We start from the raw sequence: 26,410 nt of genomic DNA, 5'->3' as shown, positions 1-26,410 counted from the left end.
TGGAAACTAGAAAATACATTTAAGTTATAAATAAATAAAATAAAAATTGGAGAGAAAAAAATGAAGGAAAATTTAGTAAAAGATTTTTATATTCTAAGTTTTAGTTATAAAAATTTGAGTTTGGAAGAAAGGGAAAAGTTTGTAAAAGAGGGGTACAGACATATTTTAGGGGAGTATTTGGAAAAAAGAATTATAAGGGGGTATGTGGCTGTTGAAACTTGCCTTAGGATAGAGCTTTATTTGGATGTTAGCAAGGAATTTGAAATTGAGAGTTTAAAGAGGGATTTTAGAATTGAGAAGATGAAGGACTATAAAGGGGCTGAAGCTGTGCATTATTTACTGCGGGTAATTTGTGGGCTGGATTCGATAATAAAGGGAGAGGATCAGATTCTTGTACAGCTTAAAAAGGCATATTTTGATGCTCTTGACAAAAATATTACATCTTCATTTTTGAATATAATGTTTAATCAGGCGATAGAAACTGGGAAAAGATTTAGGGCAGAAAGCAAGATAAATGAAAAAAATATTTCACTTGATTCGATAGCCGTAAAATTTATAAGAACAAAATTTGAGAGCCTTGAAAATAAAAAAATATTTGTAATTGGAGTGGGAGATTTGAGCCAGTCAATTCTTGCACTTCTTCACAAAATGAACAATTGCCATTTGACAATGACAAATAGAAGTTTACGACGGTCAATTGAATTGCAGAAAGTGTATCCAGATGTTCAAACTGCAGAATTTAATGAGAAATATAATGTTATAAAAAATATGGACATTGTAATAAGTGCCACTTCTGCACCACATTTGATTCTTGAAACAACAAAAATTCAAAATATTTTGAATGATGGGAAAAAACGATTTTTCCTTGATTTAGCCGTTCCTAGAGATATTGAGGCAAGTATTGGGGAGTTTGAAAATACTTCGCTTTATCATTTAGAGGATATTTGGGATGAATATAATAAAAATGTGGAAAAGCGGGATGAAATTGTAGAAAAATATTCTTACATTATTGAGGAGCAGCTAAAAAAAATAGCGGAAAAACTTGAAAAAAGAAGAAACTATACAAATCAGAAAAATATTGAGATGGGTGAAAATGGATGAAATCAAATAAAATAATTATTGGAACTAGAGGAAGCATTTTGGCACTTGCACAAGCGGAAAAAGTGAAGGAAATGCTTATTAAAAAATATGATAAATTAAGAAGTATGGAGAATTTTTGCGAAATTGAAGGATTTGAGAAAAAAAATCCGTTAGAAATAGAACTGAAAGTTATAGTTACAAAGGGAGATAAGGATTTAAGAGACTTTACAAAAATAAAAGGAACTACGCAAAAGGACTTGTTTGTGAAGGAAATTGAAAAGGAAATGCTGGAAAATAAAATAGATTTGGCAGTGCATTCGTTAAAGGATATGCCACAGAATACTCCAGAAGGGCTTTTGAATGCATGTTTTCCAATGAGAGAAGATAACCGTGATGTGCTTGTTTCAAAAAACGGAAAAAAATTAAAAGAACTTGATGGAAATTCTGTAATTGGAACAGGGAGCATAAGACGGGAAAAGGAGCTTCTAAATTTGCGAAATGATGTAAAAATAAAAGCAATTCGAGGTAATATTCACACAAGGCTCAAAAAACTTGATGATGGGGAATATGATGCGATTGTGCTGGCTGCGGCTGGATTAAAAAGAGTTGGGCTGGAAAACAGAATTACTGAATATTTTGATACAGATTCATTTATACCAGCACCAGGACAAGGGATTTTGTGTATTCAATGCAGGGAAAATGATAATAAAATACGACATCTTCTGAAAATTATAAATGATGATGAAGTTACGATAATGTGTAAAGCTGAAAGAGAATTTTCAAAAATTTTTGATGGAGGATGCCATACTCCAATAGGCTGTTCATCGGTTATTGAAGGAAATACATTAAAATTAAAGGGAATGTTTAATGATAACGGAACCAGAATATTTAAAGAAGTTGAAGGAAATAGGGAAAATCCAAAGGAAACTGCACAAAAATTGGCTGAAGAAATAAAGGAAGAGGAGATGAAAAATGAGAAAAGGTAAAGTTTATATTGCAGGAGCAGGCTGTGGAGATGAGGGACTTATAACTTTAAAATTGAAAAACGTGATAGAAAAAGCGGACTGCATTGTTTACGACAGGCTTGTAAATGAAAATATCTTACAGTATGCAAAGTCTGATGTAGAAATGATTTATATGGGGAAAGAAAATACTGCTGGAGGAAAATTGCAGGCAGAAATAAATAATAAATTAGTGGAAAAAGGTAAAGAAGGACTTGTTGTTCTAAGATTAAAAGGAGGAGATCCTTTTGTATTTGGACGAGGAGGGGAAGAAATAGAGGCTTTAGTTGCTGAAAATATAGATTTTGAGGTAATTCCAGGGATAACTTCTTCAATCGCTGTGCCAGCTTATGCTGGAATTCCTGTTACTCACAGAGGAATTAATACTTCCTTTCATGTATTTACTGGACATACGCAATTTAATGGAATAGAACTTGATTTTCCAGTTATTGCAAAATTGGAAGGAACTTTGGTTTTTTTAATGGGATTAAGCAATCTTGAAAAAATAACAGAAAACTTGATAAATAACGGAAAAAATCCCAAAACCCCTGTCGCAATAATAAAAGATGGAACAACGACAAGACAGAAAACTTACACAGGAACATTGGAAACAATAGTAAATACAGTAAAAGAGCATAATGTAAAATCGCCTGCCATTATTTTGATTGGAGAAGTAGTAAATTTACGGGAAAAAATGAAATGGTTTGAGAATAAGCCGTTATTTGGAAAAAATATTCTTGTTACAAGAAATAGGGAAAAACAACAAAATATATCAAATAAAATAAATGAGCTTGGCGGACAGGCTTTGAGCCTTCCATTTATTAATATAGAGTATGTCGATTTTGAAATGCCTGATTTGAAGGAATATAGTACCCTTCTATTTAACAGCATAAATTCTGTTATTGGATTTATGAGAAAAGTAAAGGATATCCGTGCTTTAGGAAATGTTAAAATAGGTGTAGTAGGAGAAAAAACTGCTGAAGAAATTGAAAAATATAAAATCATTCCAGATTTTTATCCAGAAGAATACACGGTAGAAAGACTGGCAAGTGAAAGTGTGAATTTTACTAAGGAAGAGGAAAAAATACTGTTTATAGTATCTGACATTTCTCCAGTAAATGAAAAAAAATATTCAGATTTATACAACCGAAATTATGAAAAACTTGTAGTTTATAAAACTCAGAAAGTTGAAGTGGAAAAGGAAAAAGCTGAAAAATACGTAAAAGAAAGCGACATTTTAATGTTTTTAAGCTCATCGACCTTTAAAGCCTTTGCTGACAGCATAAACTTGAGTGAAAATGAGGAAATAAAAGAAATTCTGAAAAATAAAGTTATAGCCTCTATTGGTCCTGTTACTACAAAAACTATTGAAAAATATGGATTAAAAGTAGGAATAGAGCCTAAGAAATATACTGAAGAAGGATTGTTTGAAAAAATATTAACAACACTAAAATAAAGATAGTAAAAAAAGTTCTAGTCAATAAAGATTAGAACTTTTTCATTTATAAGGAAAGTAAATTTACCTTTTTTATATTTTTACTTGATAATTATTTTTTTGTTTTTCAATTTTTCTGAGAAATCCAGAATATCATTTACAATTACAGGATTTAACCCTGTTTCTTCAAGTTTTTCTAAACTTTTCACGCCATAGCCTGTTTTTATTAAAACGGGAGTAATCCCTAGTTTTTCTGCTGGAATCAAATCAGTTGGCCTATCGCCTATCATAAAGGAATTTTTAGTATCAATATTAAATTCATTTATCGCCAGTTCAAAATTACCAGTATTCGGCTTTCGGCAATTACATTCAATACCATATTTTCCAGTTCCATTTGGATGGTGTGGGCAAAAATATGATTTTTCAATCTTTATCCCATGTTTTAACAAATCTTTTTCAATAAAATCCTGCAATTTTAAATAATCCTCTTCTGTGTAATAGCCTCTCGCAATTCCAGACTGATTTGTTATAATTGCAAATTTATACCCTAAATCACGTAATTCCTTAAGTCCTTTAATTACATTTTTTTCATATTCAAAATCCTCGATTTTATATAAATATGATTTTTCTACATTTATTACACCATCTCTGTCCAGCAGGATAAATTTATTTTTCATAAAATTATATTCCTTTTTATTAAAGTGTTCACTAATTTACTTTATACTAACCTCCATTTAAATAACAAATTTATTACAAACTTTTCTAATAAAGGGTATAAATTTTTACTGTAAGATAAAGATTTGCAGCAATGAGCAATCCTACGAAAATAAAAAAGTTGAATGATTATGATGAACACCCCTATTATAAAAATTTATTTTCATTTTTAAACTAGGTTTAGTATTAAATTTGTTGAATTTTATTATACAATCTATTTTATAAAATAGGTTATTATTAATTTAATTAAAATAATTACTCAATCAAAATTGTAAGGGCATGTAGTGTGATGCCCTTACGTTAAGTTAATTCATTACAACATCTCTTATAAAGAACTCTCCACCAATTGATACAAATCCTAAATTTTTAACTTTTGGATTTACTAAGTAAAGTTTTTGTTTTTGGAATAAGATTGTAACGGGTTGTTCTTCAGAGATAAGTTTTTCCATTTCTAGCATTGCCGGAACTCTTACTTTTGGATCGGCAGAGCTTTTTACAATTTTAGTTAATTCGTCATATCTTGCGTTTTTAAAATCTCCACGGTTGTTTGCGTTTGTGCTTTCAAATAAATCTAAATATGTGATTGGATCTAGGAAATCTCCAGTCCAGTTCATAAGAGCAACTTGATAATCACGTTTTTTAGTTCTTTCAACACGTTCCTTACCTGTTACAACATCCAATTCGACATTTGCTCCCAAGTTATTTCTCAAGTTTTCTTGAATGTATTCAACAATAGCTTTTCTGCTTCCTGTATCATTAAATAAAATTTCAAATCTTGGAAGTTCTGTTAATCCTTCTTCCCTAAGTCCTTCTGCTAGTAATTTCTTAGCTTCTTCAACATTGAATTTAGGCTGGTCGGTTGTAACTTCCTGTGCAAAATCTTTTGCAATTCCGTTTAGTCCGATTCCAGTTGGAGTGAATGCTTTAGTCGCTTTTTCAGAGCCTTCAAGAACTTTGTTTATAAGTTCATCTCTATTTATTGCCATAGTTATTGCACGTCTTACTTTTGCATTTTTAAATACATTTTCTTTTGTGTTAAATAGCAAGTAGTAAATTCCACCATCATCAGCTTTTACAAGTTCTGGTTTTCCAGCAAATTCTTTTGCTTGTTCAAATGTAACAGATGTTACGTCAACTTCTTTATTTTTGAAGGCATTGACAGCTGAATCTGTAGCGATTATTTTTAATACAACGTTATCTGTTTTTACGTTAGATGCGTCCCAGTAGTTAGGATTTTTCTTGAATTTTAATTCTGAATCGTGAGTCCAGCTTTCCATAGTGTAAGGACCATTTGAAATTGTAAATTCAGCTTCGGAAAAGTATTTATCCTTTACTTCGTTGTAGAATTTTTGGTTTAACGGCATAAATGATTTGAATGTAACTAAATCATCAAAATATGGCGTAGGTGCTTCCAAAGTTACTTGTAATGTTTTATCATCAATAACTTTTATTCCAACTTCATTTTCTGAAGCTTTTTTAGCATTATATTTTTCTCCATTTTTTATTACAAATAACATACTTGCATTACTTCCTGCTGTGTCAGGATTTAATCCACGAAGCCATCCAGCTTTAAAGTCCTTTGCAGTAACAGGATCACCATTGCTCCATTTCACACCATCTCTTAAATGGAACGTCCAAACAAGTCCGTCTTCTGATTTTTCCCATTTTTCAGCAATACCAGCAACAGATTTTCCAGTCTTGTCTTTCCTTAAAAGACCTTCTAAAATTAATTCATCAACAGTTCCACCAGGAACATCTGTTGTTATTTGCGGATCAATTGATGATGGTTCAGTTACTATATTTAATGTAAATGTATTTCCATTACTTCCATTTTTACTTCCGCACGAAAGTACAAACATTAGCAATGTCAATATCAAAAACAGTTTTTTCATTGATTTATTTCCTCCTATTTTTAGATATTTCTGTAAAATTTTAAACTACTAAATAAGGGGTATAACACGATACCCCCTATAATTTAACTTATTTTAATGATAGATTTCCGAAATAGTATTCTCCACTAACTGCGACAAATCCAAGTCCTTGAACTCTTTCATCAACTAAATATTGTTTTTCTCTGTGGAAAAGCACACCAACTGGTAAATCTTCCGCAACCAATCCTTCAAGTTTAACAAGTGCAGGAATTCTGACGTTTTGATCTGCTGTACCTCTGACAGTTTTAACTAAAGCATCATATTGAGGGTTTTTATATGAACCATAGTTAGTTCCACCTGTTGATTCAAATAAATCTAAGTATGTAATTGCATCAGGATAATCTCCAGACCATCCTGCAAGAACTAAGTCAAAGTTTTTTTGTTTCATTCTTGAGAATCTTTCCTGAGCAGTTATTATTTCCAAATTTAATTCAATACCTAAATTTTTTCTTAATTGTTCTTGAATATATTCTGCAATAACTTTATTATTTCCACTTTCATTAATTAGCATTGACATATTAGGGAATTTTGCTGCCCCTGTTTCCTTCAGCCCTTCTGCTAATAATTTTTTAGCTTCCGCAGGATTGTATGCTAATGTTGAAGTAGGAACTTGTTCTGTAAAGTCCTTGCCATTCAATCCTTTTATCCCTATTCCTTTTGGAACAAGAGTTTTTGCAGCTGTTCCATATCCATTTAATACATTTTTTACTAAACCTTCTCTGTCGATTGACATAAGAAGAGCTTTTCTAATTTTTACATTTGCTAGTGTTTTGTTGTTAAAGTTAAATAATAGATACCATACTGATCCATCATTATTTGAAACCATTTTTGGATTATCCTTAAATCCTTTTGCTTGTTCAGCAGTAATTGAAGTTACATCTACTTCCTTGTTATTAAATGCATTTAATGCTGAATTATTATCAGGTATTATTTTATACACAATATTTTCAACTTTTACATTAGGTGCATCCCAATAATTAGGATTTTTTTTGAATACTATTTCTGAGCCATGTGTCCAGCTTTCCATTGTGTAGGCACCTGAAGATATTGTTTTTTCAGATTCTGTAAAATATGAATCTTTTGTTTCATCAAAGAATTTTTGATTTAATGGCATGTAAGTTTTGAATGCCACAAGGCTGTCAAAATATGGAACTGGAGTTCCAAGTTCTACTTCCAAAGTTTTATCGTCGATAACTTTTATTCCAACTTCTTCTGCAGTTCCTTCTTTCTTATTATATTTTTCTGCATTTTTTATTGGATAAAGCATATATGCATATTCAGAAGCTGTTTCAGGTTTTAATGCACGAAGCCATCCATTTTTAAAGTCTTGGGCAGTAATAGGATCACCATTGCTCCATTTTAGATTGTCTCTTAAATGAAATGTCCATTTTAATCCATCAGCTGATTTATCCCAGCTTTTAGCAAGTCCTGGTTCAAATGTTCCATTTTTTCCTTTTCTAGTCAATCCTTCCATTAAAAGATCATTGACAGTTCCTCCACCAATATCTGTTGATATTTGCGGATCAATAGATTTTGGCTCATCCGTCAGATTTAAAGTAAACGTTTTGCTATTTCCGCCACTTTTCCCGCAAGAAATAACGAAAATCAGCATCATTAACATAGCTAATATTTTTTTCATGATAGTTTTCTCCTTCAAAATTTTATATTAAATTTATTGAATAATTTCAAAATTAAACAATTTTATTTATTATTTTATATAAGTATTATCCAAAACGAAGTCTTTTCCTATTGGACTAAATACAATGTTATGAACTCTTGGATTCAATAATTTTGTATTTTGTCTATAGTAAAGTAGTCCCACAGGCATATCTTCTGCAATTATTCTTTCCATTTCAATCATATTCTTAACTCTTTCTTCCTGATTTCCAGAACTTTTAACTTTTTTCACAAGTTCGTCGTAACGAGGATTAGAGTAATCTGAAAAATTATTTCCATCTTTTGTCAAGAATCTATCTAAGTAAGTGATTGCATCGTTATAATCTCCATTGTAACCTGCAAGAGCAATTTCATAGTCTCTGTGTTGCATTTTATCTAGTCTTGATTGGAATGTCATTCCTTCAATTTTAAGGTTTACTCCTAAATTTGTTCTTAAACTTTCTTGAATATATTCAGAAATAACCTTATTATTTCCAGAATCATTGAAAATCATTGTCAAATCAGGCAATTTTTGTAATCCTAGCTCTTTTAATCCTTCTGCTAGCAATTGTTTTGCTTTTTGTGGATTGTAAGCTGGGAAAATTTTTCCTGCTTCTTCAGAGAAATCTTTTGAAATACCGTTGATTCCAACACCTTTTGTTGTATAAGTGTAAGCAGCTTCTCCTGTATTATCAAGTACATCTGTAATTAATTTTTCTCTATCTACAGCAAGTGATAAAGCTTGTCTAATTTTTTTGTTCGCAAGAACTTTATTTTTCATGTTGTATGTCATATACCAGACAGAACCGTCTTTTACAAGCAGTTTACGTTTGTCATTCTTAAATTCCTTAGCCTGCTCAACAGAAATGTTTGTTGAGTCAATTTCTCCATTTTTAAAGGCATTTACGCTGGCATTAGGATCATTTATAAATAATATCTTTATAGATTTTAATTTAATGTTATCTTTATTCCAGTAGTTTTCATTTTTTTCGAATACGATTTCTGAATCTCTTGTCCAAGATTTTATTATATATACACCTGATGAAATTGATGTTTCAGGAGATGTCATATATTTTTCTCCTACTTTATCATAGAATTTTTTGTTTAGAGGAGCATAAGTCTGAATTCTTACAATCGAATCAAAGTAGGTAAGAGGATTGTTCAATGTTACTTCTAGTGTGTAATCATCGATAACCTTTATACCAAGCTGATTTTCATCTTTAATTTTCCCTGCATTAAATTGTTCAGCATTTTTTATGTAAAATAATTTATCTGCATATTCTCCTGCTGTTTCAGGTTTTAATGCTCTAACCCAACCATCTCTAAAGTCTTTTGCCGTAATAGGATCACCATTGCTCCATTTTGCATTTTTTCTCAAGTGGAATGTCCACACTGTTGAATTTTCGTTGTGTTCCCATTTTTCTGCCACACCAGGAATAGATTTTCCATCTTCTGCCTGTCTTGTTAATGTTTCAGCAATAAGTGAATCTACAAATTCTCCCGTTGAATCATTTGCAAGCTGTGGATCATAAGATTTCCCTTCTTCTTTTAAGTTGAGCTTTAATGTTTCAGAATCTCCACCTTTTCCACAGGAAATAACGAAAGCCAGTAATATTGTAAAGATTAGTAATATTTTCTTCATACTTGCACTCACCCTTTCTTTTACTATATTAAATTAGTAAATTAAAATTATTTTGTAATATAAGCACTATAAAAGTCTACAGAATCTCCAACTGAACGTAAAACAACACCTTTTAAGTTAGGATTTATTAAATATACCCCTACTTGATAGTAAAGTGCTGAATATGTAAAGTCGTCTGATAGTAATTTTTCTGCTTTTTTCATCGCATCCATTCTAGTTTTATTATCTTGATTAACTTTAGCCAAGTCAATTAATTTGTCATACTCAGGATTTGAATATTTAGCAAAATTAAGATCTTTTGATTTTGAGTGGAAAATTTCAAGGTAAGTCATAGGATCTGCATAATCAGGTCCCCAACCATATCTTACTATGTCAAATTCTCCAGCTTTTGCACGTGCGATTCTTTCTTTAGTAGTTAGAACTTCCACTTCCACATCAATACCTAATTTTTCTTTCCATTGAGCCTGGTAAAATTCAGCTTCTTTTTTACCAGTTCCTTTTTCGTCAACAGTTAATTTTAACTTAACTTGTGCAGGAGTAATATTTAATTCTTTTAATCCCTCATCAAATAACTGTTTTGGATTAGTGTTTGAGAATTGTGCAAATAAATCTCCAGCTTCTTTTCTAAAGTCACCTTTTTCTCCAGCATTTCCAAGTGCAACAACTCCTGAAGCAGGAAGTCCTACTCCATTTAGAACACTATCAACAAGCTGTTTTCTATCTATTGCAAGAGATAATGCCTGTCTAATTTTTATATTTTTTAATACAGGATTTGAACGATTAAATCCAAAATAGTATACTCTTCCATCAGGAACTGTATGTAATTCAGGTTTTCCTTTGTAACTTGCCATCTTTTCTACAGAAATTCTTGTTAAATCCAACTCTTTATTTTCAAAGAAATTTGTAGCTGCGTCAAAATCTGCTACAATTGTTGCTGTAAGAGTGTCTAATTTTATATTTTGAGCATTCCAGTAATTAGGATTTTTCTTCATTACTATTTTATTGTCGTGTACCCATTCTTTCATAATGAAAGGTCCATTATATATAGATTTATCAGCATCTGAAGCATATCCTTCAGGATTAGCAGCCAATGCTTTTTCATTAACTGGGAAGTAAATTGGCATAATTAATGTCTTTATAAAGTATGGTGCAGGTTTTGATAAAGTAAATTCAAGTGTATAGTCGTCTTTTAATTTTACTCCAACTTGTCCAAAGTCTTTTATAGTTCCATTATTAAAGTTCTCTGCATTTTCAATGTAGAAAGTAAGTATTGAATATTCAGATTGAGTTTTAGGATCGATTCCTCTTTTGATTCCGTTAAAGTAGTCTTTTCCTGTAACAGGATCTCCGTTGCTCCATTTCATTCCTTTTCTGATTTTAAATGTCCATACTTTTCCGTCTTCTGATTTAGTCCAGCTTTCAGCTCCAGCAGGAACAACTTCATTTTTTTCATTTAGCCTTACAAGTGGCTCATAAGTCATATTTGCAACCATAAATCCACTGATATCAGTTAAAACTTGGGGATCTAAAGATGTTGGTTCAGCTTCAATGTTAAATGCTGCTGATTTACCATCATTGCCAGATTTTCCACAAGAGATGATAAACATTGATATAAGTAAACAAAATACTAAAAAACTTTTTTTCATAATTTTGATATTTCCTTTCTAAAATTTTGATTTTTTATAAATAAATTATTTTGAAACATTAAAATATTTTTTAAATAAGTCCTTTTTCCTTTAAGAAAGAAGTTTCCACAAAGTGTCCTGGCTTATATTCTGTTAATTCAGGAGTTTTAGGGATAATACCTATTTCAGAAGCATCTCCCATTGGACTTCTTAAATATGATTCATCCATATCAATTTTTGTTGTCTTCTTGAAATCAGGATCTGCTATTGGTACAGCGGAAATAAGAGACTTTGTGTAGCTATGAACAGGGTCGCTGTAAACAACTTCTGGAGTTCCTAGTTCTACTACTTTTCCACGATACATAACTGCTACTCTGTCTGAAATATATTTTACCATTGACAAATCATGTGCGATAAATAGTAAAGTCAAATTTCTTTCTTTTTGCAAGTCCTTTAATAAATTTACAACTTGTGCCTGAATTGACACATCCAGAGCTGAAATTGGCTCATCACACACTAATACTTCTGGATCAACTGCTAATGCTCTTGCAATTCCAATTCTCTGTCTTTGTCCTCCAGAAAATTCGTGAGGGAAACGGCTCGCATGCTCCCTGTTTAGTCCAACAATTTCCAAAAGGCCATAAACTTTTTCCATTCTTTCCTGTTTTGAAGCTGCTAGTTTGTGAATATCAATCCCTTCAGCAATAATATCTCCAACAGTCATTCTTGGATTAAGGGAAGCCTGCGGATCTTGGAATATCATCTGAACTTTTTTTGTGAATTCTTTTCTTCCATAATCTTCTATAGGTTTTCCATTAAATAAAATATCCCCATTTGTCTTTGTATAAAGTCTGCTGACAGTTCTTCCAAGCGTAGTCTTTCCAGAACCTGATTCTCCTACAAGACTTAGAATTTCACCTTTGTAAATGTCCATTGTAACATTTTCTACAGCCTTTAGTACTTGTCTTTTTTTCATTGGAAAATATTTTTTTAAATTTTTCATTTCTATTAATTTTTCTTTTTTGATTTCATTAGATGACATTATTTCCCCTCCTCTTCTCTGTTATCTGCTTCCTGCTCAAAAGGAGATTTTACTTTTGGAGCACCATCGACATAAAGCCAAGATTTTACAAGGTGCCCATTTCCTAAATCAATCATAGGAGGTTTTCTTTCGTAGTCAATTTTCATTGCATATTCAGAACGTGCTGCAAACGGATCTCCTGCAGGCGGTTTTAATAAATCTGGCGGAGTCCCTGGAATAGAAGCCAGTTTTTCTCCAATTTTCATATCCAGTCTTGGCAATGATTTTAAAAGTCCCCAAGTATAAGGATGCTTTGGATTTTTAAACAGTTCTCTTACAGGAGCTTCCTCTAATTTTTCTCCAGCATACATAACAACTACTCTGTCAGCAGTTTCAGCAACTACTCCTAAATCATGTGTTATAAGTATTACAGCAATGTTCAATTCTTTTTTCAGTTCATTTATCAAATCTAGAATTTGTGCTTGTATTGTAACATCCAAAGCAGTTGTTGGCTCATCACAGATTAATAAGTCTGGCTCGCACGAAAGTGCAATGGCTATAACTGCTCTTTGACGCATTCCCCCAGAAAATTCATGTGGATATTGATGAAATCTTTCTTCTGGTTTAGGAATTCCAACTTTTCTAAGCATTTCAACAGCTTGCTGCTTTGCCTCTTCCTTTGTTACATTCTTATGAATTAAAATCCCTTCCATAATCTGTTTTCCAACTTTAATTGTTGGATTAAGCGATGTCATAGGGTCTTGGAATATCATTCCTATTTTTCCGCCACGAAGTTCTCTCATTCTTTCTGGAGAAGCCTTTACCAAATCTTCCCCATCAAAAAGAATTTCTCCATTTTTTATTTCCCCTGGCGGCATTGGTATCAATCTCATAATCGTTTGCACAGTAACTGATTTCCCTGAACCAGACTCTCCAACGATTGCAAGTGTTTCTCCACGATCCACAGAAAAGTTAATACCTCTAAGAGCCTGAACTTCCCCAGCATATGTATTAAAAGAAACACTCAAGTCTTTTACTTCTAATAATTTTTTTCCCATTCTCTAATCCTCTCTGTATTAATATGGATTGTTATATATTTTAAAATATTAAAAAAACTTAGATAAAAACCTTTTTGATTAATAAATATTTTTTCTTTATTGAATTTATTAATTTAATTTATTTAAGCAAGGGTATCAATCGCCATACCCTTGCATCCCGGCTTGTCTAAGCATTTTTTGAAAACAAAATTGAAACTCGCTACGTAAAACTTCGCTCAAACAGTCAATTTTATTTCCAAAAAATCACGACGCTTTTTATAAAATTTTTAAATTTTTAATCTCTTAATTTTGGATTTAATGCATCATTTAAAGCATCTCCAACTATATTAAATGCCAATGTAATTAATGAAATTACAACTGATGGAATAATGAATAAATACGGATATGAAGTCATATTTACGAAACCATCAAATACCAAGTTTCCAAGTGAAGCCTGTGGAATTGGTACTCCAAGCCCAATGAAACTTAAAAATGCTTCAGTAAAGATAATGTTTGGTATATCTGTTGTAAGTCTTATTATTATTACACTTAATGTATTCGGAATTAAGTGTTTTAGAGTTATCCATAAAAAGTTTCCACCAAGTGATTTTGAAGCTAATACAAACTCATTTTCCTTTATTTTTAGGACTTCTCCACGTACTAACAGTGAATAATTTAACCATCTTGTCAGTGACATTGCGATAATTATTGTTTTTACACTGTTTCCCATTACAACCATTAATAAAATTATGTAAATCATTGATGGAATAATTAATAATATTTCTACAATTCTAGTCATTATCGTGTCAATAATCCCACCAAAATATGCTGATACAGCTCCATAAATTGTTCCGAAAACAACACAGATTGCAGCTGTTATCAAAGATAATTCCATTGAAATTCTTATCCCTTGTGAAAGTCTTGCAAATAAATCACGTCCCAAATTATCAGTTCCTAAATAATGTCCTTTTGCAATCCCTTTCGCTGGACTTAAAAATTTAGCTGATAAATCTTGAGCCCTATAAGAATATTTTGTCAAACTTTGTCCAAATATTGCTAAAAATATGAAAATAAGAGTTATTCCCAAAAATGACAAAGCTAATTTATTTTTCTTGAATCTTCTCCATCCATCCTGCCAGAATGTTAAACTTGGTTTGTAGATTACTTCGCTTTGATTAGTGTCAGGACCTACAATTTGAAAGTCTTCAGGTGTTGGGATATAATCATTTTCAGTTATGATTTTTTTTATGTTTTCTGCCACTATACCTCATCTCCTTTTCCAAGTTTAATTTTAGGATCAACTAAAACATATACAATATCTACAAGTATCATCATAACAATTAGGAATATTGCATAAAATACCGTAACTCCAAGTACCATTGTATAATCCCTGTCATTGATACTGTCAACGAAATATTTTCCTAATCCAGGAATTGAAAACATCTTTTCAATTACAAATGACCCTGTAAGAACTGCCGCAATTGTTGGACCCATTATTGTAATAATTGGTAAAATTGCATTTCTTAAAGCGTGTCTAAATACGATATTTTTTGGTTTTACTCCTTTTGCAATAGCCAGCCTTATATAGTCCTGCCCCATTACTTCTATCATTTTATCTCTTAATAAACGTGCAATTAATGCCACTGTGTAAAGTCCAAGTGCAATAACTGGCAATATTTTTTTCTCAGGTCTGTCCCATCCAGATAACAAAATTCTTACAAGAGGTAGGTTATATTTATCAATCAAAATACCGTTATGCACATCAACAAAATACTTCTGCATAAGTCCCGCCAATACAAAACTTGGAACAGATATTCCAATTATTGCAACAATCATTGAAAGCCTATCTTGAAATTTTCCTCTTTTAAGAGCCGCAATAATTCCAAGCGGAATTCCAAGAGCTAGTGCAAATATAATAGATCTTGCTCCTAAATCTGCAGATGTCAGAAAACTTTTGTTAATAACATCATTAACAGTTCTTCCACGAACTTTCATGGATGCTCCCAAATCTCCTTTTGCTATGTTTTTTAGATATTCAACATATTGTTCCCCAAGTGGACGATCCAAATGGTATTTTGCCATTAGATTTTCCTTTACTTTAGGTGGAATCGCTTTTTCACTTTGAAACGGATCACCAGGTAACATATGTATTAGAAAAAATGTAATAGTAATAACTAGCCACAACGTTACAAGCCCCATTGCGATTCTTTTAATTAAAAACTTTAAAATATTTTTCATACTCGCTTCCTTTCGCTAAAATTTTATATATGTATATTATATCTTATATATAGTAATATTTGCAAGCAAATTTATTTATAAAAATATTTTTTTACTATTAATTTTTTTTATGGATAAATAATGATTCTCTAAATACAATATATTTTACTGAATTTTAAGTAATAAAATACAAATAAAAATAGTCTAAACTTATATTAAAAATTAAATATAAAAATTTAGACTATTTCTTTATTTACTTTCTTTATAAAATATTGTTTTAAAAATTTTCAATTGATTAAACTAATTTTTATAAGTATCACAACGATTTAACCATCCTGCTAGCCATTTTTTCTCATTTTTTTCAGGATCAGAATTTTTTACACGTCTTTCAAGAACAAATTTTGCAGAATTGCTAAATTCTATAAGAGCCGCTTTTCCAGTTTCAGTTCCTTTCATATTTTCAAGGACTTGAAGAAGCCCCCATCCTTCTCCCTTATAAGTTTCTGTTCTTGTAGTTCCTTCTCCCTTGAAATTAACATAGTCAATTAAAGGATAAAGACCATTTGGAGATTTTGCAACACGGTAAAATTGTTTTTTTACATTTTCTGGATTATCAGCAATTTCAAGCATTTTTTCCAAAGAATTTTCAAGACGCTCAAAAATAAATGAAACTTGAATATCCTTCGTATTATAAAGGAAATTTGTCAATTCAATAATATCCTTGTTCAAAATTCTTTTTTGTCTAAAAAGCTCATCTCTGTTTGCCCAAGGCGAATATTCATTTTCTTCCATAATCTTAGGTAACTTTATATTGTGAGCCCTATAATAAGCTACTAGCTGTGGAAAGCTCTCTGCAAATTTTCCTCTTTGCCCTTCTCTGTACCATATAAAATGCCCAATTCCAAGAGAAGGAAAATCTTCTCCAGTATTCCAATATACGATATCCTCCTTTTTTCCTCCAGCTTCATTTTTAAAAATCTTATCAGCTACAACATCTAGTTCTGCCTTCGAAATTGTAAGACCAGCTTTTTTAGATGTTTCTTCAGTATCAGGTTTTGAAGGTGTTTTGGTCATATTTTTGTTAGATAATCCAAATGAAATAATAGAAAAAGCCGTAATACTGGCTAAAATTAATAATTTATATTTGTTTCTTTTCATAAAGTCTCTCCTTTTTTATTAAAATTATCATTTTTATTTAGATTTTTTAGTAAAAATACAAAAATAATTTGTTACATTATAACAATTTTTTAACGAATTTTCACTTTTTTTTATCTTAGGATAAAATTCAACAAAAGTGACATTTATACTTATAATTTACCTATTGTTCCTAATTTACAAAAAATGTTGACAAAATTGTAAACATATACTATTATTAGTTTAATAAAAAAGAAAATATTTCTTTCGAAGTATAAAAAAATAAAAGGCGGAAAAGATACTCTAGTGTTGAACTAGGGTATTTTTTTTCACATAATGTTATTGGGACTTCGCCGTCCCCGATACTACTTCGAAAGGAGGTAGATATAAAATGGGAAAGAAATTTTGTATGTCTATGTTTGTTATTGTAGTGATACTTTTCTTTGTTCTTAGTATACCTGCATATTAAAAAACAAAAACATAGTCAATAAATCTTTCCTTTCTTTTTCCTCCCTAGTTTAAACTGGGGAGGTTTTATTTTGCACTTATTTAAATACGTGGTATAATAACGGTATATATTCCAAGAATTGGGAGGGAAAATGAATAAAATACTCGAAGAAGAAAATGAAAATTATGAAATAAAGGCTATTCATAAGGATATTGTGGAAAGGGTCGAAAAAATGATGCCAGAAGAAGAAGTTGTGTATGATTTGGCGGATTTTTTTAAGATACTAGGAGATACAACTAGAATGAGAATATTAAGTGCCTTATTTCAAGAAGAAATGTGCGTGTACGATATTGCAAATCTTTTGAAAATGACTCAATCTGCTATTTCACATCAGCTAAGAGTCCTAAAGCAGGGAAGATTTGTTAAGTACAGGAAAGAGGGAAAAGTTGTGTATTATTCGCTGGAAGATGATCATATAAAGCATATAGTGGAACAGGGAATGACACACATTTTAGAAAAGAAATAAATTTTAGGCGTATTGTCAAGTCAAGTGCAACAGAAAGTAAAAAATAATATTACATCTAATTCGCAATCAAAAGTTATTATAGAAAATCCTTTTGGATTTTATCCGTTAAATGAAGAAATTCAAAGAATAACCACTGATAATGGATTGGTAAAAATAACAGGTACCCAAACTAATAAATATTTAAAATATTACTTTACTAAATCATGGAACAATACAAGAAATATAGTATGTAGTTTAAGTGTTAAGAAAGAACAACAAGGACTTATTGTCAAAGGAGAACAGATTAAAACAGATAGTATTAGATATTTAGAGTTGATAAAGGATAAAACAAAATAACATTTTTTGAAAGGACATTTATGAAGATAAAATTAAAGTTACAAAATGGTTGGAATAATGAATTAGAAGTATTAGGTGCTTATTGTAGTATTCCATATATATACGATGACAAAAGATTACTCATGTTTAATGGAAAAAATATTGGTATTGAAATTAATAAAAACATATGGATTCAATTACCAGAAAGTTTAAAAAAAGAAATATACAAAACTTCTTTTGAATATTTAGTAGCTAAAAATTTTTTATATTTGAAAAATGCTCTAGTAAAAATAAATGGGATAACAGCATATCAATTAATTAGTTCAGATATACAAATGGAAAAAATTTTTGAAGATTTTAATAGAAATGAAACAATGATGATGTTTGAAACACATGGAATATTTCCAAATGAGGTATTTTCATTATACGTACAAACTAAAGAAGATATTTATATTGAATTTGATATAGATGATATAATAAAGGAAAATTTTTTTCAAAGAAAAGAAAAAATAGAAAAAGAATTAAATGAAAGTTATAAAATCGGTATATTAAAAGATATCTATAATCAAATTGAAAATGATGAAATCAAACTAATAAATACTAATATCACAGAAAATAATATTTCAAGAGAAGAATGGAAAGAAAGAATACTAAAGATTTTATCTTATCAACCTTCAGAAATTGATAATTTTTTTGAAGCATTAACTGAGTTGTGGAACTTAATATGTATTGATAAATATTTATCATGCAATGTAGAAAATTTAAAAGAAAAATTGGGATATTGGATTTTAAATATATCTTATTATTTAAACACAGAAAAAGAAAAAAGTATAATTTTAAATATAAAAAAAAGATTAAATATTAAAAGTTTAGATTATATTAGCGTATAGAGGTATTGAAATTTAAATAGACTGAAAATATATTTTTTGCCTTCATTTTTACACATTCCAAATAATTAATACAAATATTTTGGTTATACAAAATTCATCCGTATAACCCTACAAGTCAAAACCTTTATTTAAGGTATAGGTTTTATCAAAAATTGATTTTTTGAGTTGTATGGATATTATATGGACTTTTTAGATAATATTTTTAAATGAATTTATTTGTAAATCAAATAATTTTTCTATACAAATAATTTTAAATATGTTATAATTACAAAAAGTAGATGGTTGTAAATATAAAAGATGTAGTCAAATTATTTTAAAAGCAAATTCTTCAATGATAATTGTTATATTTAAGTTTTGTTTTTATATGAAGCTATGGTATTTTACTTTTAAAAGTAATGAAAATTATTTACAGATATTTGAAATTAAAAAATTATAATTATTAAAGTAAAGGAGAAGGAATAATGGCAGAAATAAAAAATAAAGTAACATTCAAGGGAAATCCTGTAACTCTTGTGGGAACAGAAGTGAAAGCTGGAGAAGTAGCGCCAGACTTTACAGTTTTATCACCAGAATTAAAGGAAGTAAAATTAAGTGACTATAAAGGAAAGGTTGTTGTAATAGCAGTATTTCCATCAGTTGATACTGGAGTATGTGCTTTACAGCTGGCTAGATTTAATCAGGAAGCTGCAAGTTTTGGAGATGATGTTCAACTGCTTACAATTTCAGCTGATTTACCATTTGCATTAGGAAGATATTGTGCAGATAAAGGAATAAAAAACGCTTTAACGGCTTCAGACCATAAAGAGTTAGATTTTGGAACAAAATATGGATTTGTAATAAAAGAATTAAGATTATTGTCAAGAGGAACGGTTATCGTAGATAAAGACGGAATTATTAAATATGTAGAATATGTAAAAGAAGTTGGAGAACATCCAGATTACGAAAAAGCGTTGGAAGTAATAAAAGAATTAACTAAATAAAAAAATAAATGGAGCTAAACTTATGACAAAGAGTTTTCTCCATTTTTTATTGCTTTAATTTTGTAAAAAAATATCCCAATCAATGACTGGGATACTTCTTTTGCCTTTTTTATTATCTTCCAAGTTGCTGCTGCTGTCTTTGTTGTATAATACGTTGCTGCTCAATAGCGTTTGGAGTTTTTATAAGATTTACTGGTATTTCTATTGACTGTCCATTTCTAAGGACAGTTAATTTTATAGTTTGTCCCACTTTTTTAGCGGCTATTTCTCCAACAAATGCACCTGCAGAGTTCACACTTTTTCCATCAACAGCTGTAATAACATCATTTCTAGTTATTCCTGCAGCTGCGGCTGGGCCATTTGGAACAACATTTCCGATGAATACACCGTTTGATGATTTTAAGTTAAGAGCTTTTACTTTGTTTTCATCTAAATTATCTAAATATACTCCAATATATGGTTTTTCAAACTTACCATTTGCGATGATTGAGTCTTTTACTGTCATTACTAGGTTTGCTGGAATAGCAAATCCGATTCCTACACTTCCTCCGCTTTGTGAATAAATCGCAGTGTTCACTCCAATAACTTTTCCTGTTATGTCAATTAATGGACCTCCACTATTTCCCTGATTGATAGCGGCATCTGTTTGAATAAAGTTTTCTATTTCTTCAATTCCAAGTGAGCTACGTCCTGCAGCACTTACAATTCCAACTGTCATCGAGTCGTTCAATCCCAATGGATTTCCAAAGGCTATTGACCACTGTCCGATTTGGACTTGATCCGAATTTGCAAATTCTAATGGTTTAAAAGTCTCGTTTGAATTAATTTTCAGTACAGCGATGTCAACTTCAGGCGAAGTTCCTACAAGTTTTGTACGATATTCACGTCCATTTGAGAATTTTACATAAATTTCATCTGCACCATCGATAACGTGGTTATTTGTAACAATATATCCATCTTTTGAGACAACGAATCCTGAACCAAGTGATCCTGATTCACGTTTTTCTTGTCCTCCAGAACGTCCATATAATAACTCTTCCAATGGGTTATAAGTATTTACTGTTACTGTTTTTTTAGTTCTGATATTTACAATCGAATCTTTTACGCTGTTATGAACACTTACAAAGGCATCTTGAGTTTGAACCGCATTTTTAGTATATTTTTGCAGTTCTTCCTGAGAAATTGTCTTTTGCTGTTCAACATTTGTTGTATTGCTTTTATTTTCAGAATTATTTTCAGTTTTGTTGGAACAGCTTAAAATTAAGAACAACATTGACAATAATGCAAATTTCTTATTTTCTTTTTTTATAAAATTTATTTTTTTCATATTTATTTACCTCATTTCTAGTTTTATGATAAACTTATTTTTAAAATTATTTTAGAATATAAGCTCAAAATCCCGATTTATTAGTCTTTAATTAGTCTGATTTTAAAGGATTGGATATATTTTAGTGAATAAAAGTTTATTATTCTTATGATTTTTATTTGAATTTCATTTATTAAATCATATTTTTTGTAAATTCATAAATAACCTGCTATGCTTATTGTCTTTTTCCCCATAATATGTTATCCTATACACAGTAAAATTAAAAAAATATACAAAATCAAGGAGAAAAATTAATAATGTTTAATAATTTAGGAGACAGATTTAAGGATATATTTAAAAAAGTCAGCGGACAGGGAAAGTTGACAGAGAGCAATATGAAGGATGCTTTAAGGGAAGTGCGGCTAGCATTGCTTGAAGCGGATGTAAACTATGGAGTGGCTAAGAACTTTGTAGCAAAAATTCGGGAAAAGGCGTTGGGAGAACATGTTATTAGCGGAGTTAATCCTACACAGCAATTTATCAAGATTGTAAATGATGAACTTGTGGAAGTGCTTGGAGGATCAAATGTTTCAATCGCAAAAGCTGATAAAAATCCAACTATTGTAATGCTTTCTGGACTTCAAGGAGCTGGGAAAACTACATTTTCTGGAAAATTGGCAAAACATTTAAAATCGAAAGGGGAAAAACCATTTCTGATTGGGGCAGATGTTTATAGACCTGCTGCGAAAAAGCAATTGAAGGTATTAGGAGAGCAAGTGAAAGTTCCTGTATTTACGATTGATGAAAGTACAGATGCGGTGGAAATTGTAAAACAGGGAATTGAGGCTTCAAAAAATGAGCATGCGACTTATGTTATTATTGATACGGCGGGAAGACTGCACATTGATGAACAGCTTATGAATGAACTGCAAGATATAAAGGACAGTTTTAATCCGAATGAAATTTTGCTTGTAGTTGATGGAATGACTGGACAGGATGCAGTTAACGTGGCAAAAGAGTTTAATGAACAGCTTGATATTACTGGGGTTGTACTTACAAAACTGGATGGAGATACTCGTGGAGGGGCTGCCCTTTCAGTAAAGGAAGTTGCAGGAAAGCCAATTAAATTTATAAGTGAAGGGGAAAAACTGGATGATATCGCACCATTTCACCCAGACAGGCTTGCTTCACGTATTCTTGGAATGGGAGATGTTGTTTCACTTGTAGAAAAGGCACAGGAAGCTATTGATGAAAAAGAAGCCAAGAAAATGGAAGAAAAATTTAGAAAGAACCAGTTTGACTTTGAAGATTTTTTAAAGCAGTTTAAAATGATAAGAAAAATGGGATCAATTGCTGGAATTATGAAAATGATACCAGGAGTTGACACTAGCATGATTGACATGGGAATGGCTGAAAAGGAAATGAAAAAGGTCGAAGCAATCATTTTTTCAATGACAGTTCAGGAAAGACGTGATCCAAAACTTCTAAAAAACGGAAGCCGTAAAATGAGAATTGCCAAAGGAAGCGGAGTTCAGGTAAATGACGTAAATAAATTGATAAAGCAGTTTGAACAAATGAAACAAATGATGAAAATGTTTAACAGTGGCGGTATTCCAGGACTTGGTGGGGGATTTATGAAGGGCAGAAGAAGATAGAAATATAATATCAACTAAAATTTTTTATAAAACTGGAGAAAATAAAAAAGGAGAGACACAAATGAAAAAGTTAATTTTAGCATTATTTATTATTTTTGGAACACTATCGTTTTCAGCTTTTGACAAAGTTGTAATTGGAGTTATTAATGACAATTATGAAAGTCCAATAATATCAGGAACAATAAATAGAGGAGGACTTGCAAATCTTCTTTTTGGAATGAAAAAGGACGGAGATTTTGCAAAACAGATGTATCAAAACCTTTCAGGAGCAGATAAAGTTGAGTTTATTATAGAAAAGCACGATGAATCTGCACTTGTAAGCATTTTGAAATTATTTGAAAAAAACAAATACAAAGGACAGGTAGAAGTTACAGAAGTAGCGGCATCAGAAAATAAAAATATTCGTCAAATTACTACAAAGAATGGATGGACTTACAATGTGTACCCTTTTGCACGGGAAATAGTAGGAACTGTAAAAATTTCTGGAAGTGATACAACTAAAGCAGAATTTGTAGAAGGATTATTTCAAAATGTAAAATCAAAAGTAAAATAAATTTTAAAGATTTAAAATGTGGGTATATATATTTATATACCTTTTTTATTTAATCTAAATTTTACTATAAAAATATAATTTTCAAAGAAAATTGAAAAAGATGACTATAAATAATAGGTTTGAGGGAAAGCAAAAAAATTATATCCAGTAGAAAAAATGTTAAATAAATTTAAAAAAATAGTTGCAAAAGAAGAAAAAAACGATTATAATATAAATATATAGAATAGTTTGATAATCAAATTTAAAAGATTCAGTAAGGTAAATAATTTTAGATGGAAAGGAAGTGTTTATGAGAAAGGCGATTTTAGTAACAAGTTTTGGTACATCGCATAAGGATACAAGAGAAAAATGTCTTGACTCGATTCAAAAAGAAGTGGAAGCAAAATATGGAACTGAAAATGTGGAAAGAGCCTACACTTCAGGAGTTATAAGACGAATAGTGGAAAGAAAAGAAGGTATCCACATATTTGATCAGGAGGAAGGGTTAGAAGCTTTAAAAAATAAAGGATATGATGAGATTATTACAATGTCTTTACATATTCTAGATGGAATTGAGTATTCAAAACTTAATAACAAGTATGGAAAAATTTCAAAACCACTTTTAGCAACTGATGAAGACTTTAAAAAAGTTGTGAGCAATGAAGAATTTAACAATCTTGAAGGAAACGATGCCATTGTATTTATGGGTCATGGATCTGAAAGTGCCGCAGACAGTACATATCAACGGCTTCAAGAGGAATATGAGAAAGCTGGAAAAGATAATATTTTTGTGGCAACTGTTGAAGGAAAAGTGACGATTGAAGATGTTATCCAAAAGTTAAAAGGAAGAGGATTTAAGAAAATACTGTTAAAGCCGTTTATGATTGTGGCAGGAGATCATGCCAAAAATGATATGGCTTCTGATGAGGATGATTCATGGAAAACTGTTCTTGAGAATGAAGGATACGAAGTAACACCTTTATTAAAGGGAATGGGAGAATATCAGTTTATACGTGAAATGTTTATGGATAAATTAGAAGAAGTTTATTAATATAGCAAAAGAATAATTTTAAATTTATAATTTTATAGGTGTTGTAAAACTTAATAAGGAAACTAGTTGGAATCTGGTACAGCCACCTCTACTGTGATACTGACGAAAGTACTGAAAAACCACTGGAATATAATTATATTTTGGGAAGGGTATGAGTAGGATGAAGTTAGTCAGGAGACTTGCCTATATTAAAAAATTTTATTTTTCGGGAAGGGGAAAATTTAATATATAAAAACTGGTGTAAATCTGCATAAATACTATTCATCTGTTTTAATATATAAAATTTAGTTCAACTTTCGAAGTTGAATTTTTTATTTATAAAAATTATAAAATATAATTTAAATTTCTTTATTTAGTAAATTGGTAAATCGAAAAAAGCATAATGATTTTAATAAAAATTCGTATTTTTAAAGGAGAAAGTGATAAATATCACGAGTTTAAAATAATGATGAAAAATAAAAAAATAGTAAAATATGCTATTCAGATATTAATTGTACTTTTTGGAATAAGTTTTTTGACTTTCTGCCTGATTTATATAGCACCAGGAGACCCTGCACAAGTTATGCTGACAGAATCTGGATTTATTCCAACCCCCGAACTTTTGGCTCATACACGAGCTGAACTTGGTGTAGACAAGCCATTTTATATTCAATATTGGAAATGGCTCTTTGGAGTTCTGCAAGGTAATTTTGGGAAATCGTATTCTTTGAGAATACCAGTAATTCAAAAGATAGGACAAGCATTTATACCTACATTATATTTATCCTTTTTATCACTATTTTTAATGTGTATCATTTCTATACCAGTTGGAATACTAGCAGCAGTGAAGGAAAATAAATGGCAGGACTATTTAATAAGAATGATAACTTTTATAGGAATGTCTGTACCAAGTTTCTGGCTAGGACTGATATTTTTGAGTATATTTGGGGTACAGCTTGGACTTGTGTCTGTTTCAGGAGGGCAAACGGATTTTGTTTCTGCAATTTTACCTGCCTTTACACTTGCAATAGCGATGTCTGCTAAGTATATACGGCAAATAAGGCACGTATTTTTGGAAGAACTGGGAAAAAGTTATGTAACGGGGGCAAGAATGAGAGGAATAAGGGAGCGGGATATTTTATGGAAACATGTACTGCCTAATGCAATGTTGCCAATAATAACGCTTTTAGGAATTTCTCTTGGAAGTCTTTTAGGCGGGACTGCAATTGTAGAATATGTTTATAACTGGCCAGGAATGGGCAGAATGGCTATAAAAGCGATAGTAGCCCAAGATTATCCATTAATACAGGCTTATATTCTGATAATAGCATTCTTGTACCTTATAATAAATATAGCAGTGGATATTTCGTATAAGTATTTTGATGTGAGAGTTGGGGAGGTTGACTGATTTTGGAAAAATTGAGATTGAAAAGAAAAAATATTCAGTTGGCAGTATTTTTGACATTAGCGATTATAGTGGTTCTGATAGCAATTTTTGCGCCTGTCATAGTACCAAAAAACCCTTTTAAAATGATAGCTCCAAGTTTACGGCGTCCATCAAGGCAGTATATTTTCGGAACAGATCATCTTGGAAGAGATTTATTTTCAAGAATTATATATGGATCAAGATATTCAATATTTATGACTTTAGTATTAGTTTTTATAGTTTTTTTTATAGGAACTGTGCTTGGAGTGGTAGCAGGATATTTTGGTGGGATAATAGATACTGTGATAATGAGATTTGGAGATATGATGATTGCATTTCCAGGATTAATTTTTGCTATAGCAATAGCGGGGCTTTTAAATCCAAGCCCTAAAAATTCAGTTATTGCAATAGCGGCAGTTACGTGGACTAAATATGCAAGGCTTGCAAGAAGTATGGTTCTTAAAATAAAGCAGGAGCTTTATATAAAGGCTGCAAAATTAACAGGAAGCAAGGATTATTCGGTAATATTCAAATATATAATTCCAAATATGATTACAACGATGATAGTAACGGCAGTTTCGGATATAGGAACATTAATGCTGGAAATAGCGGCACTTTCATTTCTAGGATTTGGGGCACAGCCTCCGATACCAGAATGGGGAGCAATGCTCAATGAAGGTAGAACAACCCTTAGCAGCGCGCCTTGGATGATGATGTATCCAGGATTGGCAATAGTGATAGTTGTAACTATATTTAATATGCTTGGGGATGCGGCAAGAGATTTAATCGATATAAAAAGTGAATAGTTT

23 protein-coding genes and 1 riboswitch are annotated in these 26,410 nt (G+C 30.9%); of the genes, 12 read left to right on the top strand and 11 right to left on the bottom strand.

The genetic code is table 11. From position 1 onward, the window contains the following. Positions 1 to 60: 60 nt before the first annotated feature. Genes hemA through cobA form a run of 3 tightly spaced genes read left to right on the top strand, consistent with a single transcriptional unit; the run spans position 61 to position 3,537 of the window. Entirely contained in the window at positions 61 to 1,101 is a 1,041-nt protein-coding gene (gene hemA, locus ACEG17_RS04350; RefSeq protein ID WP_372582701.1) for a glutamyl-tRNA reductase, read from the top strand. Further along, positions 1,098 to 2,066: a hydroxymethylbilane synthase gene (hemC, locus tag ACEG17_RS04345; protein WP_372582700.1), complete on the top strand. Its 969-nt coding sequence runs from the start codon at positions 1,098 to 1,100 to the stop codon at positions 2,064 to 2,066. Before hemA ends, hemC begins: the two co-directional genes overlap by 4 nt. Continuing rightward, complete coding sequence (cobA, locus tag ACEG17_RS04340; RefSeq protein WP_372582699.1) at positions 2,053 to 3,537, top strand: uroporphyrinogen-III C-methyltransferase; 1,485 nt, start codon at positions 2,053 to 2,055, stop codon at positions 3,535 to 3,537. The genes hemC and cobA overlap by 14 nt, the downstream gene beginning before the upstream one ends. 80 nt (positions 3,538 to 3,617) lie before the next feature. Here cobA and ACEG17_RS04335 read toward each other — a convergent pair whose 3' ends face one another. The 10 genes from ACEG17_RS04335 to ACEG17_RS04290 all read right to left on the bottom strand — a co-directional run bounded on the left by ACEG17_RS04335 (position 3,618) and on the right by ACEG17_RS04290 (position 16,517). Next, positions 3,618 to 4,193, bottom strand: coding sequence for a D-glycero-alpha-D-manno-heptose-1,7-bisphosphate 7-phosphatase (locus tag ACEG17_RS04335; RefSeq protein WP_372582698.1), 576 nt, complete (start codon positions 4,191 to 4,193; stop codon positions 3,618 to 3,620). A gap of 342 nt (positions 4,194 to 4,535) precedes the next feature. Beyond that, positions 4,536 to 6,122, bottom strand: a complete 1,587-nt coding sequence (locus tag ACEG17_RS04330) for a peptide ABC transporter substrate-binding protein (protein WP_372582697.1) — start codon at positions 6,120 to 6,122, stop codon at positions 4,536 to 4,538. Between the two features lie 88 nt (positions 6,123 to 6,210). Then, positions 6,211 to 7,800 (bottom strand): peptide ABC transporter substrate-binding protein, encoded by a 1,590-nt coding sequence (locus ACEG17_RS04325; RefSeq protein WP_372582696.1) that lies wholly within the window; start codon positions 7,798 to 7,800, stop codon positions 6,211 to 6,213. Between the two features lie 69 nt (positions 7,801 to 7,869). Next, complete coding sequence (locus ACEG17_RS04320) at positions 7,870 to 9,459, bottom strand: peptide ABC transporter substrate-binding protein (RefSeq protein WP_299572019.1); 1,590 nt, start codon at positions 9,457 to 9,459, stop codon at positions 7,870 to 7,872. A gap of 47 nt (positions 9,460 to 9,506) precedes the next feature. Continuing rightward, positions 9,507 to 11,105 (bottom strand): peptide ABC transporter substrate-binding protein, encoded by a 1,599-nt coding sequence (locus tag ACEG17_RS04315; RefSeq protein ID WP_299572022.1) that lies wholly within the window; start codon positions 11,103 to 11,105, stop codon positions 9,507 to 9,509. 70 nt (positions 11,106 to 11,175) lie between these two features. Next, complete coding sequence (locus ACEG17_RS04310; protein WP_372582695.1) at positions 11,176 to 12,126, bottom strand: ABC transporter ATP-binding protein; 951 nt, start codon at positions 12,124 to 12,126, stop codon at positions 11,176 to 11,178. Next, complete coding sequence (locus ACEG17_RS04305) at positions 12,126 to 13,163, bottom strand: ABC transporter ATP-binding protein (protein WP_299572027.1); 1,038 nt, start codon at positions 13,161 to 13,163, stop codon at positions 12,126 to 12,128. Before ACEG17_RS04305 ends, ACEG17_RS04310 begins: the two co-directional genes overlap by 1 nt. A gap of 274 nt (positions 13,164 to 13,437) precedes the next feature. After that, on the bottom strand, positions 13,438 to 14,403 hold the full coding sequence (locus tag ACEG17_RS04300) for an ABC transporter permease (protein ID WP_372582694.1): 966 nt from the start codon (positions 14,401 to 14,403) through the stop codon (positions 13,438 to 13,440). After that, on the bottom strand, positions 14,403 to 15,380 hold the full coding sequence (locus ACEG17_RS04295) for an ABC transporter permease (RefSeq protein ID WP_299574550.1): 978 nt from the start codon (positions 15,378 to 15,380) through the stop codon (positions 14,403 to 14,405). The genes ACEG17_RS04300 and ACEG17_RS04295 overlap by 1 nt, the downstream gene beginning before the upstream one ends. Positions 15,381 to 15,659: 279 nt before the next feature. Next, a complete protein-coding gene (locus tag ACEG17_RS04290) occupies positions 15,660 to 16,517 on the bottom strand; it encodes a hypothetical protein (RefSeq protein ID WP_372582693.1) in 858 nt (285 codons plus the stop codon). A gap of 575 nt (positions 16,518 to 17,092) precedes the next feature. Between ACEG17_RS04290 and ACEG17_RS04285 the strand changes: the two genes are divergently transcribed. From ACEG17_RS04285 to tpx, 4 genes are all read left to right on the top strand, one after another. Beyond that, positions 17,093 to 17,467 carry an ArsR/SmtB family transcription factor gene (locus ACEG17_RS04285; RefSeq protein ID WP_372582692.1) on the top strand — a complete coding sequence of 125 codons (375 nt, stop codon included), beginning with the start codon at positions 17,093 to 17,095 and terminating at the stop codon, positions 17,465 to 17,467. Positions 17,468 to 17,491: 24 nt separating this feature from the next. Then, positions 17,492 to 17,803, top strand: a complete 312-nt coding sequence (locus ACEG17_RS04280) for a hypothetical protein (protein WP_372582691.1) — start codon at positions 17,492 to 17,494, stop codon at positions 17,801 to 17,803. Between the two features lie 20 nt (positions 17,804 to 17,823). Beyond that, the gene (locus ACEG17_RS04275; protein ID WP_372582690.1) at positions 17,824 to 18,672 is read left to right on the top strand and encodes a hypothetical protein; all 849 of its coding nucleotides are present in this window, start codon (positions 17,824 to 17,826) and stop codon (positions 18,670 to 18,672) included. 461 nt (positions 18,673 to 19,133) lie between these two features. Then, positions 19,134 to 19,652 carry a thiol peroxidase gene (gene tpx, locus ACEG17_RS04270; protein WP_372582689.1) on the top strand — a complete coding sequence of 173 codons (519 nt, stop codon included), beginning with the start codon at positions 19,134 to 19,136 and terminating at the stop codon, positions 19,650 to 19,652. A gap of 112 nt (positions 19,653 to 19,764) precedes the next feature. Here the strand turns inward: tpx and ACEG17_RS04265 are convergent, their stop codons facing one another. Further along, positions 19,765 to 20,979, bottom strand: coding sequence for a S1C family serine protease (locus ACEG17_RS04265; RefSeq protein ID WP_372582688.1), 1,215 nt, complete (start codon positions 20,977 to 20,979; stop codon positions 19,765 to 19,767). Positions 20,980 to 21,275: 296 nt separating this feature from the next. On the opposite strand from ACEG17_RS04265, the gene ffh reads away from it, so the two are divergent. The 5 genes from ffh to nikC all read left to right on the top strand — a co-directional run bounded on the left by ffh (position 21,276) and on the right by nikC (position 26,407). Continuing rightward, complete coding sequence (ffh, locus tag ACEG17_RS04260) at positions 21,276 to 22,613, top strand: signal recognition particle protein (RefSeq protein ID WP_147006378.1); 1,338 nt, start codon at positions 21,276 to 21,278, stop codon at positions 22,611 to 22,613. A 61-nt stretch (positions 22,614 to 22,674) separates the two neighbouring features. Continuing rightward, positions 22,675 to 23,166, top strand: a complete 492-nt coding sequence (locus ACEG17_RS04255) for a hypothetical protein (protein ID WP_147006377.1) — start codon at positions 22,675 to 22,677, stop codon at positions 23,164 to 23,166. Between the two features lie 289 nt (positions 23,167 to 23,455). Beyond that, positions 23,456 to 24,196 (top strand): sirohydrochlorin cobaltochelatase, encoded by a 741-nt coding sequence (locus ACEG17_RS04250; RefSeq protein ID WP_372582687.1) that lies wholly within the window; start codon positions 23,456 to 23,458, stop codon positions 24,194 to 24,196. 19 nt (positions 24,197 to 24,215) lie between these two features. Continuing rightward, positions 24,216 to 24,397, top strand: a riboswitch (cobalamin riboswitch). A 244-nt stretch (positions 24,398 to 24,641) separates the two neighbouring features. After that, positions 24,642 to 25,583 (top strand): nickel ABC transporter permease, encoded by a 942-nt coding sequence (gene nikB / locus ACEG17_RS04245; RefSeq protein ID WP_372582751.1) that lies wholly within the window; start codon positions 24,642 to 24,644, stop codon positions 25,581 to 25,583. 2 nt (positions 25,584 to 25,585) lie between these two features. Beyond that, positions 25,586 to 26,407: a nickel transporter permease gene (gene nikC, locus ACEG17_RS04240; RefSeq protein ID WP_372582686.1), complete on the top strand. Its 822-nt coding sequence runs from the start codon at positions 25,586 to 25,588 to the stop codon at positions 26,405 to 26,407. Positions 26,408 to 26,410 lie beyond the last annotated feature (3 nt).

Origin of the sequence: Leptotrichia hongkongensis (assembly GCF_041538065.1) — a bacterium.
GTDB lineage: Bacteria > Fusobacteriota > Fusobacteriia > Fusobacteriales > Leptotrichiaceae > Leptotrichia > Leptotrichia hongkongensis.
The sequence above is the reverse complement of the archived record's forward strand: the minus strand, read 5'-3'. Positions and strand labels throughout refer to the sequence as shown.

Coding starts and splice junctions, on each gene's coding strand:
- hemA (WP_372582701.1), top strand. CDS start 61: ATGAAGGAAAATTTAGTAAAAGATTTTTATATTCTAAGTTTTAGTTAT.
- hemC (WP_372582700.1), top strand. CDS start 1,098: ATGAAATCAAATAAAATAATTATTGGAACTAGAGGAAGCATTTTGGCA.
- cobA (WP_372582699.1), top strand. CDS start 2,053: ATGAGAAAAGGTAAAGTTTATATTGCAGGAGCAGGCTGTGGAGATGAG.
- ACEG17_RS04335 (WP_372582698.1), bottom strand. CDS start 4,193: ATGAAAAATAAATTTATCCTGCTGGACAGAGATGGTGTAATAAATGTA.
- ACEG17_RS04330 (WP_372582697.1), bottom strand. CDS start 6,122: ATGAAAAAACTGTTTTTGATATTGACATTGCTAATGTTTGTACTTTCG.
- ACEG17_RS04325 (WP_372582696.1), bottom strand. CDS start 7,800: ATGAAAAAAATATTAGCTATGTTAATGATGCTGATTTTCGTTATTTCT.
- ACEG17_RS04320 (WP_299572019.1), bottom strand. CDS start 9,459: ATGAAGAAAATATTACTAATCTTTACAATATTACTGGCTTTCGTTATT.
- ACEG17_RS04315 (WP_299572022.1), bottom strand. CDS start 11,105: ATGAAAAAAAGTTTTTTAGTATTTTGTTTACTTATATCAATGTTTATC.
- ACEG17_RS04310 (WP_372582695.1), bottom strand. CDS start 12,126: ATGTCATCTAATGAAATCAAAAAAGAAAAATTAATAGAAATGAAAAAT.
- ACEG17_RS04305 (WP_299572027.1), bottom strand. CDS start 13,163: ATGGGAAAAAAATTATTAGAAGTAAAAGACTTGAGTGTTTCTTTTAAT.
- ACEG17_RS04295 (WP_299574550.1), bottom strand. CDS start 15,380: ATGAAAAATATTTTAAAGTTTTTAATTAAAAGAATCGCAATGGGGCTT.
- ACEG17_RS04290 (WP_372582693.1), bottom strand. CDS start 16,517: ATGAAAAGAAACAAATATAAATTATTAATTTTAGCCAGTATTACGGCT.
- ACEG17_RS04285 (WP_372582692.1), top strand. CDS start 17,093: ATGAATAAAATACTCGAAGAAGAAAATGAAAATTATGAAATAAAGGCT.
- ACEG17_RS04275 (WP_372582690.1), top strand. CDS start 17,824: ATGAAGATAAAATTAAAGTTACAAAATGGTTGGAATAATGAATTAGAA.
- tpx (WP_372582689.1), top strand. CDS start 19,134: ATGGCAGAAATAAAAAATAAAGTAACATTCAAGGGAAATCCTGTAACT.
- ACEG17_RS04265 (WP_372582688.1), bottom strand. CDS start 20,979: ATGAAAAAAATAAATTTTATAAAAAAAGAAAATAAGAAATTTGCATTA.
- ffh (WP_147006378.1), top strand. CDS start 21,276: ATGTTTAATAATTTAGGAGACAGATTTAAGGATATATTTAAAAAAGTC.
- ACEG17_RS04255 (WP_147006377.1), top strand. CDS start 22,675: ATGAAAAAGTTAATTTTAGCATTATTTATTATTTTTGGAACACTATCG.
- ACEG17_RS04250 (WP_372582687.1), top strand. CDS start 23,456: ATGAGAAAGGCGATTTTAGTAACAAGTTTTGGTACATCGCATAAGGAT.
- nikB (WP_372582751.1), top strand. CDS start 24,642: ATGATGAAAAATAAAAAAATAGTAAAATATGCTATTCAGATATTAATT.